Below are 12,220 nucleotides of genomic sequence, written 5' to 3'. Positions count from 1 at the left end.
ACTCCGGGTTGACACCCCTGGAGTGTCAACCTACGGTTGACACATGACGAACTCACGTGGCACGACACCCGTACGTCTCGACGACCTCATCGAAGCGATCAAGAAGACGCACACCGACGCGCTCGACCAGCTTCAGGACGCGGTGATCGCCGCCGACCACCTGGGCGACGTGGCCGACCACCTGATCGGCCACTTCGTCGACCAGGCCCGGCGCTCGGGCGCGTCCTGGACCGACATCGGCAAGAGCATGGGCGTGACCCGGCAGGCCGCCCAGAAGCGCTTCGTGCCCAAGGCGGAGAACGACCTCGACCCCAGCCAGGGCTTCGGCCGCTACACCCCGCGCGCCCGCAGCGTCGTCATGGCCGCCCACAACGCCGCCAAGGACGCGGGCAACCCCGAAGGCCTGCCCGAGCACCTGGTCCTCGGCCTGCTGGCCGAACCGGAGGGACTCGCGGCCAAGGCGCTCACCGCGCTCGGCACCACCCCGGACGCCGTCCGTGCGGCCGCGACCGCGGCGCTGCCGCCGGCGGCGGACGAGGTGCCCGAGATGATCCCCTACGGCCCCGCCGCCAAGAAGGCCCTGGAGCTCACCTTCCGCGAGGCCCTGCGCCTGGGCCACAACTACGTCGGCACCGAGCACATCCTGCTGGCCCTGCTGGAACTGGAGAACGGCGAGGGCGTGCTGAGCGGACTGGGCATCGGCAAGCAGGCCGTCGAGGCCGAGGTGTCCAGCGCGCTCGCGCAGATCGTGCAGGACCAGGGGCCCGCCGCCCAGGGCTAGCGGGCTTCGTTCGGATCAGCCCGGGTCCACGACGCCCGGCACGGCACCTCGCCGCGGCCTGATCCGACCTGTTCCGAACGAAACCCCCTGGACCCGAAAGGACAGGTCGGCCCCACTGTCAGACCCGGCTGCAAGACTCGGGGCATGACCGGGCGCTGGGCTCTCGCACCGGCCGAGGACGGCGGCGCGGAAGTCGTCGCCCTCGGCCCGGACGGGCTGCCCGCGGGGCCGGTGCGCAGGGAGCCGGATCTCGTCGAGGCCGTGCGGTCGCGGCCCGAGGTGACCCGGTGGGTCTGGCGGTCCACGGCCGACGTCTATCCGCGCCTGCTCGCCACGGGGGTGCGAGTGGAGCGGTGCTATGACGTCGAGGCGGCCGAGACGCTGCTGCTCGGCCACGAGGGGCGGCTCGGCGAGCCCCGGTCGGCGGCCGCCGCGCTGGCGAGACTGCGCGGCGGCCCCGTACCGCCGGACCCGCCCCAGCGCTCCGCCGAGCCCGGATCGCAGTCGTCCCTGTTCGAACCGCGCCCGGTGCACGTCCCCCTCGCCGACCTCCTGGAGGTGTACGGGGACCAGCGGCGCCGCCATGACGCCACCGCGCACCCGGAGCGGATGCGGCTGCTCACGGCGGCCGAGTCGGCGGGCATGCTGGTGGCCGCGGAGATGAACGCGACAGGACTCCCCTGGAGCGCGGACGTGCACCGCGAGGTGCTCCGCGACCTGCTCGGCGAGCGGTACGCGGGCGGGGGCGAGCCCCGCCGCCTGGCCGAGCTGACGGACGAGGTGTCGGCCGCCTTCGGACGCAGGGTCAGACCGGATCTGCCCGCCGACGTCGTCAAGGCCTTCGCGCAGGCCGGGATCAAGGTCAGATCGACGCGGCGCTGGGAGATCGAGTCCGTCGACCATCCGGCCGTGAAGCCCCTGATCGAGTACAAGAAGCTGTACCGCATCTGGGTCGCGCACGGCTGGTCCTGGCTCCAGGACTGGGTGCGGGACGGGCGGTTCCGGCCCGAGTACCTCCCGGGCGGCACGGTCACCGGCAGATGGGTGACGAACGGCGGCGGAGCCCTCCAGATCCCCAAGGTCATCCGGCGCGCGGTCGTGGCCGACCCCGGCTGGCGGCTCGTCGTCGCCGACGCCGACCAGATGGAGCCCCGCGTCCTCGCGGCCATCTCGCGCGACCCCGGTCTGATGGAGGTGGCCGGCCGCGCCTCCGACCTCTACCAGTCCGTGTCGGACCGCGCCTTCGCGGGCGACCGGGACCAGGCCAAGATCGCCGTGCTCGGCGCGGTGTACGGACAGACGTCCGGCGACGGCCTGAAGAACCTCGCACTGCTGCGGCGCCGCTTCCCCCGGGCCGTCGCGTACGTGGACGACGCGGCGCGCGCCGGCGAGGAAGGACGGCTGGTGCGGACCTGGCTGGGCCGGACCAGTCCCCCGGCGGCGGGCTCCGACGACTCCGGCGCGGAGGAGGCGGGCATCCCCCAGGACGGACCCGAGGGCGATCCGGCCACGACCGCCGGCCAGGGCTGGGTCCCGGGCTACGCCTCGTCCGACTCCCGCGCCCGGGGCCGCTTCGCCCGCAATTTCGTCGTCCAGGGCAGCGCCGCCGACTGGGCCCTGCTCATGCTGGCCGGACTCCGCCGCACCTGCGCGGACATGGCGGCCGAGCTGGTCTTCTTCCAGCACGACGAGGTGATCGTGCACTGCCCCGCCGAGGAGGCCGACACCGTCGTCGCCGCGATCCGTGACGCCGCCGACCTCGCGGGACGCCTCACCTTCGGGGAGACACCGGTCCGCTTCCCGTTCACCACCGCGGTGGTGAAGTGCTACGCGGACGCCAAGTGACCCGCACGGGCCGGGCGGTCCGGCCCGGTCACCTCCCGGCCAGCAGCTCCGCGAGCTGTCCGACCACCGGGCTGTCCGTCTCCGCCAGCGCCGCGAGTGCCAACTCCCACTGCTCGTACGCCGCTTCGGCCTGACCGCGGTCCCGCAGCAGCAGTCCCCGCTGATGCCGGGCCAGCCCTCCGGTGTACCGGTCGGCGCGGCGGTCCGCGCGGCACAGCAGCAGGTCGCACTCCTCCGCCGCCCGCTCCCTGTCGCCCACCCCGCGCAGCGCACGCACCAGCCCGAGCCGGGTCTGCGACTCGCCGTGCCAGTCGCCGTGACCGCCGAGGATGCGCAGGCTCTCCTCGAAGTGCGGCAGGGCGGCGGCCGGTTCGCCGAGGGCGAGGTGGGCGTAGCCGATGTTGCAGTGCGCGGAGTGCCGCAGGATGACGTCCTGGATCGTGTCACCGATCGCCAGGCTGCGCTTGTGGTGCTCGATGGCGGCCCGGGGGTCCGTGTGCTCGTACAGGTTGCCGAGGTGGCTGTAGGTGACGGCCTCCGTGTACGGGTCGCCGAGTCTCCTGGAGAGTTCGAGGCTCTGCAGCAGTGCCTCGCTGGACTCGGTGTGCCGGCCGAGCCCTTCGAGGAGCATGCCGCGGTTGTTCAGGCCGCGCCGCACCCATGACAGGACACCGAGCCGGCGCCAGATGGCGAGCGCCCGGTCGTTCAGCGCGAGGGCCTCGCCCGCGCGCCCCGTCATGAAGTGCATACCGGCGAGGTCCCCGAGCGCGTACGCCTCGGCCGCCGCGTCCCCGAGCCGGCGCGCGGCCCCGAGGGCGGCGCGCTGGAGCACCTCCAGCTCGACCACACGGCCGCTGCGCTGGACGTACGGGTTGATCAGGCGCACCAGCAGCGGGACGTACCGGGAGGTCGGCGCGTGCCGGCCCACCAGCGCCACCACGTTCTCCAGTTCCAGGTCGCCCCAGGCGAACGCCTCCTCGGAGGAGGGGAACTTGGGGGTGCCGGCGACGTCCTCGGCGTGCCCGGCGGGCTGTGAGCCGGTCGGCCGGCTGCGGTCCTCGCGTTCGAGGCCGGGTTCGGCGATCGCCTCCAGGGAGCGGGCGGCGACCGCGGCGTACCAGCGCAGCGCGCGGTCCGCGACGGCGTCCGGGCCCGGCGTGCACGATTCCCCGGCGTCCGGCGCCCCCGCCCGGTCCGTCGCGCCCGCGATCTCGCGCGCGAAGTCCCGTACGAGGTCGTGCGGGGCGTAGCGGCCGTAGGCCGTCTCCTCCAGGAGGGCCACGTCCACGAGCCGGTCGAGGGCCGCGTCGGCACGGCGCTCGTCGATTCCGCACAGCCGGGCGAGCAGGGGTGCACCGTAGGCCGGCAGGTCGAGCGCGCCGATGCGGCACAGGGCGCGGGCCGCGTCCCGGTCCGCCTCGCGCTCCGAGGCGCGCAGCGCGTCATGCGCGACGGCCAGCGAGCGGCGCACACTCAGATCGTCGTACTCCAGGTGGTGCAACCGGCCCTCGGTGGCGGTGAGTTGTCCGGCGAGTGCGTCCGGGGTGAGGGCGCGGCGGGCGGCGAGGCGGGCGGCGACGACGCGGAGGGCGAGCGGCAGCCGGCCGGTGAGTTCGACGAGAGGGTGTGCCCCGCTCAGCCCGTCCCGGCGGCCGGAGACCGCGCGGAGCAGCGCCGCGCTGTCCTCGTCGGACAGGGGAGCGAGCGGGAAGCGGTGCGCACCGTCCAGGGCGGTGAGCGGTGAACGGCTCGTCACGATCACCGCGCAGCCCGCGCCTGCCGGAAGCAGCGGCCGTACCTGGGCGGCGTTCGCGGCGTCGTCGAGGACCATCAGGGTGCGCGTGGGTGCCAGCGCGGAGCGGAGCAAGGCGGCTGCCGCGTCCGGGTGTTCGGGGAGGTGGCGCGGCTCGGCCCCGACGTCTCGCAGCAGCGCGGCCAGCGCCTGACCTGGGGTGAGCGGGGTCATGCCGGGGGTGGCGCCGTGCAGATTCACGTACAGCTGACCGTCAGGGAAACGTTCCCTCAGCCCGTGTGCCACATGCAGCGCGAGCGCGCTCTTGCCGACGCCCGCCATCCCGCTGATCACCGCGACGGCGGGCATGCCGTCCGACGCGACCGCGGGCCGGCCACCGGGGACGGCACCGTCGCCGCCCGCGGTCCGCCGTTCCGGGTCCAGGGTCAGCCGCACCGCCTCCCGGGTGTCCTCCCGGCCGGTGAAGTGGGCCGGTGGCGGCGGTAGTTGGGCCGGTTGTGGCGGTGCGAGGACGGCCGGCGGCCGGTCCTCGGCGGTCCCCGGCACGGTCCCCGCCCCGTGGTCCCGGAGGATCTCCAGATGCGCCTCGCGCACGGCGGAGCCCGGCTCGACGCCGAGTTCCTCGACCAGCCGGGCCCGCAGGTCCCGGTGGACGGCGAGCGCCTCGGCCTGCCGGCCGGTGCGGTGCAGCACGAGCATCAGCAGCCGGTGGAAGGCCTCACGCAGCGGGTGCCCGGTGGTGAGCGCGGCCAACTCGGGTGCCAGCCGGTCGAGTCGGTCCGGCGTCGGCGCGAGGTGCAGCTCGGCCTCGTACCGCCACTCCAGGACCAGCAGCCGGGTCTCCTCCAGGCGCTGGCCGAACACGTGTCCGCCGGTCTCGGGCGGCAGGCCGCTCAGCGGGGCGCCGCGCCACAGCGCCAGCGCAGCCGTGGACTCGCCCAGCGCCCGCCCCCAGTCGCGCTCGGCGTGCGCGGCGCGTGCCGCCGCGGTGTGGTGCTCGAAGACGCGGACGTCCAACTCGCCCTCGCCGACCCGCAGTACGTAGCCGGGCGCGACCGCACGCAGCCGCTCCGGGTCGTCGAGCAGACGCCGCAGCCGGGTCACGTGGTTGTGGAGCGAGGCCTGCGCGGAAGCGGGCGGCGCTCCGCCCCACAGCGCGTCCTTGAGCGCATCGACGGAGACGACCCGGCCCGGCTCCAGGAGCAGCGCGACGAGCAGCGCACGCGTCTTGCCGCTGCCCACCGACCGGACCTCGCCGTCGGCGCCGTAGAGGACCGGCGGCCCCAGCAGCCCGAACCGCAGCCCGTTCCGGATCACGCCGCCCACTGCCTTCCCGCCCGGCCTCTCCGGCCGCGCCCCGGGGCGACTTCGCGCCTTCTCACGGCGACTTCCCGCCGACCGAACTCATGGCTCCCCGTGGAACCGTTGGCCTCATGTTAGCGATCCGTTGGCGTGGCCTGATGTGATCACAACATCGGATCTGGCCCGACGGTGCGCGCGTATGACGCGTAACTCGGGGGAGTGTCGCCGCCGTGGCCGGATCCGGGGACGCGCGAGGCCCCGGTCGTCGGAGGTGAACGACCGGGGCCTCCGTCTGTCTCCCGCCCCTCCCCTCCCGCACGACGTGACGCACACGACAGCGCCGCTGTGCGCGACACGACGGCGCCGCTGTGCGGGACACCTCAGGGATGTCGTACGGGGAACGCGTCAGGGACGTCGCACGAGGTACGTGGGTGACGTACCTCGGTACGCCGGTGACGTCGTACCGACTCCCGTCGGTGACGTCGCGCAGGCCACGGGCGTGACGTCGTCCGGGTAACGCCCGGCGCGGCGTACGCCCCGGGAGGACCCCGGTGTCAGATCACCGGCGGCCGGCCGAGCCGGGTGAGCCGCCACACCGTCCGCCACCGCATCGGCCGCCGTTCCCCGCCGGGCTGCCGCAACCCCTCCGCGAACCCGCCGAACCAGGCCCGCAGACCGCCGACGGACCGCGTCCGCGCGAGGGTGAGCAGCATCCAGATCCCCAGGTGCACGGGGATCAGCGGCAGGGGAAGCCGGCGCCGGGTGAGCCACACGCGGTTGCGCGCGGTCACCCGGTAGTAGATGGCGTGCCGGGCGGGCGAGGTCTTGGGGTGCTGGAGCAGCAGCGCGGGCTCGTAGAGCACCGTCCACCCGCCGTCGATGGCACGCCAGGCCATGTCGGTCTCCTCGTGCGCGAAGAAGAACTCGGCGGGCCAGTCACCGATCTCGGCGAGCATCGGCATGGACAGGGCGTGCCCGCCGCCGAGGAACCCGGTCACCGGGCCACCCCGCATCGGGTCCTTGGCTCCGACGCGGGGCACGTGCCTGCGCTGCGTCTCCCCGTTCTCGTCGGCGATACGGAATCCGACGATGCCGAGCCGCGGGTCGGCGGCGTACAGGTCCCGGACGCGGCGCAGCACGTCCCCGTCGACCAGCAGCCCGTCGTCGTCGAGCTCCACGACGACGTCGACGTCGCCGAACTCCGCCAGCCGCCGGAGCCCGACATTGCGGCCCCCGGGGCACCCGAGGTTCTCGTCGACCTCGATGGCCGTCACCTCACCGGGCAGGCCGAGGCGTTCGGCGAACTCGGGCAGCGGACAGCCGTTGCCGATGATCACGATCCGGGCGGGCGCGACGTCCTGCTTGGCCACGGAGGTGAGCAGCGCGTCGACCTCGGCGGGCCGATTCCCCATGGTCACCACGGCAACGGCGATCCGTGGCCCCTCCTCCGCCTGTGACACGACATCCACCCCATCCCGGCCGACAACTGTGCCGCGATGCTAGCCGTTCACCGGAATTACCCCTCAGGTACGCCCCGGAGTACGTCCGGATGCGCGCCCGCACACCCGCGGCTGCCCGCCCCCGCCGCATGGACGAATCGGTCAGCCCGCGTACGCGCCCCTGACCTCCAGCTGCTCCACGACCGGCGGACCGGCCAGCCAGTCGTTCAGCCCCGCCTGGAACTCACGGAACTCCGCGATCGCGGGCAGCGGGTTGTCGACGCCGTCGGCGAGCTCCAGCTGCGCGACGTAGGTGACCCCGTCCGGCAGCCGGAACGAGGTGTAGCGCACGCCCTCGGGCCGCTCCCGCTCGATCGCGGTGAACATCTTCCGCCGTGCCTCTTCCAGCGCGTCCACGAACTCGGGCTTCACCGTGGACCGCACCATCACAACCGTCATCTCGTCATCTCCCTCTCACCGGGCCACCGGATGTGGCGCCACCTCCCTGACGCGCGCGATGACGGAAGTGTGACGGCGGGAGCGTGTGTGTCCACCGTCACACGTGCCGACGACGGACGCCCGCCGCTCGCCCGGTGTCCGCCCGACACCTGCCGCGGCGCCCGCCCGGCACCCGCGTGGTGCGCGCCTCTCGCTCGCCTCTCGCTCGCCTTTCGCTCCGTGACCAGCGGGTTCATGCTGAGACCAGAACAGCGGCCCGGTGCCCCTCCCCGGACGGGAGAGCCCGGCGAGTCTCCGGAGGGCGCCATGAACCTGCCTCCCGTCCCGCCGGCGGCGCCTCCCGCGCCCGGACTTGAAGTGAAGGACAAGGGACTCAAGGGCGGCGCACTGGGCCTCTTCTCCAGCACGGTGATCGGCCTGGCCTCGACCGCCCCCGCCTACAGCCTCGCGGCCACCCTCGGCGTCATCGTCGCCGTCGTCGGCTACCGGTCGCCGATCGTGATCGTCCTCGCGTTCGTCCCGATGTTCCTGATCGCCTACGGCTACAAGGAGCTCAATCGCGCGCACCCCGACTGCGGCACCGCGTTCGCGTGGGCCTCCCGGGCCTTCGGCCCCCGTACCGGCTGGCTGGGCGGCTGGGGCATCGTCGCGGCCGACATCATCGTGATGGCCAATCTGGCGCAGATCGCCGGATCGTACGGCTTCCAGCTGGTGGGGGCTCAGGGACTGGCGGAGAACACCTTCTGGGTCACGGTGGTCGGCGTCGCCTGGATCGCCGTGATGACACTGATCTGCTACATCGGCATCGAGGTCTCGGCCGACTTCCAGAAACTGCTCCTGACGGTCGAGGTCGTGGTGCTCCTGCTGCTCGCCGTCACCGCCCTGGTCAAGGTGTACGGGGGGACCGCGCCGAGTGTCGCGTCGGAGGTCTCCTGGTCGTGGTTCGACCCCGCGCGGATCGAGTCGGTCGACGCCCTGACCACCAGCGTGCTCGCCGGCGTCTTCATCTACTGGGGCTGGGACACCGCGGTGTCCGTCAACGAGGAGACCGTCGACCGCGACCGCACCCCGGGCCGCGCCGCCGTCCTCTCCACCGTCATCCTGCTGCTGGTCTACCTCATGGTCACGACGTTCGCGCTGGCCTTCGCCGGGACCGGCGACACGGGCATCGGCCTGGCCAACCCCGCGCACGCCGATGACGTCCTGTCCAGCCTGGGCGCCGAGGTCTTCGGCTCCGGCGCCTGGGGCGCGACCGCCACCAAACTGCTGATCCTCATGGTGCTCACCTCGGCCGCGGCCTCCACCCAGACCACGATCCTGCCGACCGCGCGCACCACGCTCTCCATGGCCGTGCACAAGGCCGTCCCGGACCGCTTCGCCCGCATCCACCCGCGCTTCCTCACCCCGACCTGGTCCACGGTCGGCATGGGCATGGCCTCCATCGCCTTCTACGTCCTGCTGACCCGGGTGAGCAAGAACGTCCTCGCCGACTCCATCGGCTCGGTCGGCCTGATGATCGCCTTCTACTACGGGCTCACCGGATTCGCCTGCGTCTGGTACCACCGCAGAGTCCTGCGTCGCAGCCCCCGTGACCTGTGGACGAAGGGGATCATGCCCGGACTGGGCGGCGTCCTGCTGCTCTACTTCTTCGTCGACGCCTGCGTGGTGTACTCCGCGGCCGACTACGGCAGCACCTCATGGACCCTCCCGTTCCCGCCGCACTGGCGGCTCGGCGGGGTCTTCGTCACCGGCATCGGCGCGCTTCTGCTCGGCGCCGTCCTGATGCTCGCGTACCGGAGGATCCGCCCCGGCTTCTTCCGCGGGGAGACCCTGCCGGTCTCCGCCGCCGACCCGGGCACATCAGGCTGAGCCGGCCGGCCCGAACCGGACGGCACGGGCACGGCCGGCCCGCGAGTGGAGGCGCCGCCGTCCCGGGTCTAGCGTCGTAAGGACGGAGTCCTCCACCCGCGCAGGGAGGGTGATCATGGAGATCAAGGGTTCGGCAGCGCTTGTCACAGGGGCCAACCGCGGCATCGGGTCCGCCTTCGCCCGGGCGCTTCTCGCCCACGGCGCCGCCAAGGTGTACGCCGGTGTCCGCGATCCGGAGACCGTCCAGGACCCCGCGCTCACCCCGCTGCGGCTGGACGTCACCGACGAGGAGCAGGTCGCCGCGGCCGCACGTGAGGCCGACGACGTCAGCATCGTCATCAACAACGCCGGGATCGCCGCCGGCCCGTCCCTCCTCGAGGGCTCGCTCGACGGCGCCAGGCGCGAGATGGAGGTCAACTACCTCGGCACCTGGGCCGTCTCCCGGGCCTTCGCGCCCGTTCTGGCCGCCCACGGCGGAGGGGCACTGGTCAACATGCTCTCCGTGGCGTCGTGGGTGGCCAACAGACGTCTGCCGAGTTACGCGGCCTCCAAGTCCGCCCAGTGGTCGCTGACGAACGCCTTCCGCATGGCACTGCGCGAGCAGGGCACGCTGGTGATCGGCGTGCACGCCGGCTATGTGGACACCGACTTGGCGTCCTCCATCGACGCCCCGAAGATCCGTGCGAGCGACGTGGCCGAGCAGACGATGGCCGCACTGCTCGCCGACGAACCCGAAGTGCTGGTCGACGAGGCCACCCGCCAGGTACGCGCCGCACTCTCCGGCGAGCTGGACACGCTGTACGCCAACCGCTGACGCCCCGTCCGCCACGGTCGCGTCCCCGAACGAAGAAGACCGGCTCGGACACTGTCCGAGCCGGTCTTCGAAAGAGCCGCCTTCGGGATTCGAACCCGAGACCTACGCATTACGAGTGCGTTGCTCTGGCCATCTGAGCTAAGGCGGCGCGCTGTCCGCACTATGGTGCGATCAGCAACGTCGGTAAGTCTACACAGTTTCCGGGGGTGCTCCGCACACGCCCCCGCGCGCGGTCGGCGGGGGCGTGCGCCGCGCTACGAGCAGCGTTTTCCGTCGGCCGGAGGGGTGCCTTCGAGCAGGTAGCGGTTGATCGCGGAGTCGATGCACTGGCTGCCGCGGCCGTAGGCGGTGTGGCCGTCGCCGACGTACGTGAGGAGGGTCCCGGAGGAGAGCTGGGAGGCGAGGGACTGGGCCCAGCGGTACGGCGTCGCCGGGTCCCGGGTCGTGCCGACCACCAGGATCGGGGGCGCGCCCTTCGCCTCGATGCGGTGCGGCTCACCGGTGGCCCGCACCGGCCAGTACCCGCAGTTCAGTGCCGCCCAGGCCAGCCCCTCGCCGAACACGGAGGACGCCTTCTCGAACGCGGGCAGGGCCTTATCCACCTGGTCGGGGCTCTCGAAGGCGGGTGGGAGGTCGAGGCAGTTCACGGCGGCGTTGGCGAACATCAGGTTCGCGTACTTGCCGTTCGCGTCGCGCTCGTAGTAGCTGTCGGCGAGGGCCAGCAGGCCCGCGCCGTCGTCGTCCTTCATCGCCGAGTCGAGCGCCTCGCGCAACTGCTCCCAGGCCGCCTCGTCGTACATCGCCGCGATCACACCGGTCGTCGCGAGCGCCTCGCCGAGCTTACGGCCGTCCGGATCGCCCGTCGGGATGGGCTTCTTGTCGAGCTCCTGGAAGAACGCCTGCAGGTTCTTGGCCATCTGCTCGGGGCTCGTACCCGCGTCGCCCAGCGGACAGTCGCTGTGCTGGGCACAGTCCTTCGCGAACGACTGGAACGCCGTCTCGAACCCGGCCGTCTGGTCCTCGTTCAGCCGGCGTGCGTCGATCGACGGGTCCATCGCGCCGTCCAGGACCATCCGCCCCACCCGGTCCGGGTAGAGGCCCGCGTACGTCGCGCCGAGGAACGTCCCGTACGACGCGCCCACGTAGTTCAGCTTCTTGTCGCCCAGGACCGCGCGCAGGATGTCCATGTCACGGGCGGCGTCCACCGTCGACACGTGCCGCAGCAGCTCCGGGGAGTGCGCCCCGCACCCCTCCGCGAACTTCTTGAACGCGTCGACGAGCTGCTGGGTCTCCTTCTTGTCGTCCGGGGTCGTGTCCGTCTGCGTGAACGCGTCCATCTGAGGTCCGGTGAGGCACTCGACCGGCTCGCTGCGGGCCACGCCACGCGGGTCCATGGCCACCATGTCGTAGCGGGCGCGGACGTCCGCCGGGTAACCGATTCCGGCGTACGACTGGAGGTAGTCGATGGCCGAACCGCCCGGCCCGCCCGGGTTGACCTGAAGCGAACCGAGCCGTGCGCCCGGCCCGGTGGCCTTCTTGCGGGCGACCGCCAGCCTGACGTCGCCCGCGTCCGGCTTCGCGTAGTCCAGCGGTGCCTTCATCGTGGCGCACTCGAAGCCGGGCACACCGCAGCTGCGCCAGCTCAGCTTCTGGTCGTAGTACCTCGACAGCCCGGACGGCGTAGAACTCGGCAATGCGGCCAGCGCCGTCACCTTCGTCGTGGACGCCGCCGACGAACTCCCGGAGGAGCAGCCGGAGACGAGCAGCGCGGTGGCGGCGAGCAGCACGCCCCCCGCGAAGAGGGGCCGGGACGACCGATGAGTGCGCCTCATGTACATCTCGCGAGCCTAACCCTGAGCGATCGATTGATCACCTTCAGTGGCGACTGAGCCTCGTACGAGTGACTCCGTCAACTCATCCTGCGCTTTCGACGGCCGGGGCGCACCCGCCGGGCGGCG

Annotated in this window: 8 protein-coding genes and 1 tRNA gene; 4 read left to right on the top strand and 5 right to left on the bottom strand. The window is 72.7% G+C overall.

Going from position 1 to position 12,220, the window contains the following annotated elements:
• The first annotated feature begins 43 nt into the window (after positions 1 to 43).
• Positions 44 to 781 carry a Clp protease N-terminal domain-containing protein gene (locus BKI49_RS20405; protein ID WP_095935690.1) on the top strand — a complete coding sequence of 246 codons (738 nt, stop codon included), beginning with the start codon at positions 44 to 46 and terminating at the stop codon, positions 779 to 781.
• A 144-nt stretch (positions 782 to 925) separates the two neighbouring features.
• Positions 926 to 2,626, top strand: a complete 1,701-nt coding sequence (locus BKI49_RS20400) for a bifunctional 3'-5' exonuclease/DNA polymerase (RefSeq protein ID WP_095935689.1) — start codon at positions 926 to 928, stop codon at positions 2,624 to 2,626.
• 28 nt (positions 2,627 to 2,654) lie between these two features.
• Here BKI49_RS20400 and BKI49_RS20395 read toward each other — a convergent pair whose 3' ends face one another.
• From BKI49_RS20395 to BKI49_RS20385, 3 genes are all read right to left on the bottom strand, one after another.
• Positions 2,655 to 5,693 (bottom strand): AfsR/SARP family transcriptional regulator, encoded by a 3,039-nt coding sequence (locus BKI49_RS20395; protein ID WP_095935810.1) that lies wholly within the window; start codon positions 5,691 to 5,693, stop codon positions 2,655 to 2,657.
• Positions 5,694 to 6,235: 542 nt separating this feature from the next.
• Positions 6,236 to 7,141, bottom strand: coding sequence for a glycosyltransferase family 2 protein (locus BKI49_RS20390; protein WP_306453563.1), 906 nt, complete (start codon positions 7,139 to 7,141; stop codon positions 6,236 to 6,238).
• A 141-nt stretch (positions 7,142 to 7,282) separates the two neighbouring features.
• A complete protein-coding gene (locus tag BKI49_RS20385) occupies positions 7,283 to 7,579 on the bottom strand; it encodes a hypothetical protein (RefSeq protein WP_143658478.1) in 297 nt (98 codons plus the stop codon).
• Positions 7,580 to 7,885: 306 nt separating this feature from the next.
• Here BKI49_RS20385 and BKI49_RS20380 point away from each other — a divergent pair, with 306 nt between their 5' ends.
• Positions 7,886 to 9,448, top strand: a complete 1,563-nt coding sequence (locus BKI49_RS20380) for an APC family permease (RefSeq protein ID WP_095935686.1) — start codon at positions 7,886 to 7,888, stop codon at positions 9,446 to 9,448.
• 115 nt (positions 9,449 to 9,563) lie between these two features.
• Positions 9,564 to 10,262: an SDR family oxidoreductase gene (locus BKI49_RS20375; protein ID WP_095935685.1), complete on the top strand. Its 699-nt coding sequence runs from the start codon at positions 9,564 to 9,566 to the stop codon at positions 10,260 to 10,262.
• Positions 10,263 to 10,336: 74 nt separating this feature from the next.
• Here the strand turns inward: BKI49_RS20375 and BKI49_RS20370 are convergent.
• Both BKI49_RS20370 and BKI49_RS20365 read right to left on the bottom strand, forming a co-directional pair.
• A tRNA-Thr gene (locus BKI49_RS20370) sits at positions 10,337 to 10,410 on the bottom strand.
• 106 nt (positions 10,411 to 10,516) lie between these two features.
• Complete coding sequence (locus tag BKI49_RS20365; RefSeq protein WP_095935684.1) at positions 10,517 to 12,100, bottom strand: alpha/beta hydrolase; 1,584 nt, start codon at positions 12,098 to 12,100, stop codon at positions 10,517 to 10,519.
• Positions 12,101 to 12,220 lie beyond the last annotated feature (120 nt).

The organism is Streptomyces sp. Tue6028, from assembly GCF_002300165.1.
In the GTDB taxonomy this organism is placed as follows: Bacteria; Actinomycetota; Actinomycetes; order Streptomycetales; family Streptomycetaceae; genus Streptomyces; species Streptomyces siamensis.
The sequence above is the reverse complement of the archived record's forward strand: the minus strand, read 5'-3'. Positions and strand labels throughout refer to the sequence as shown.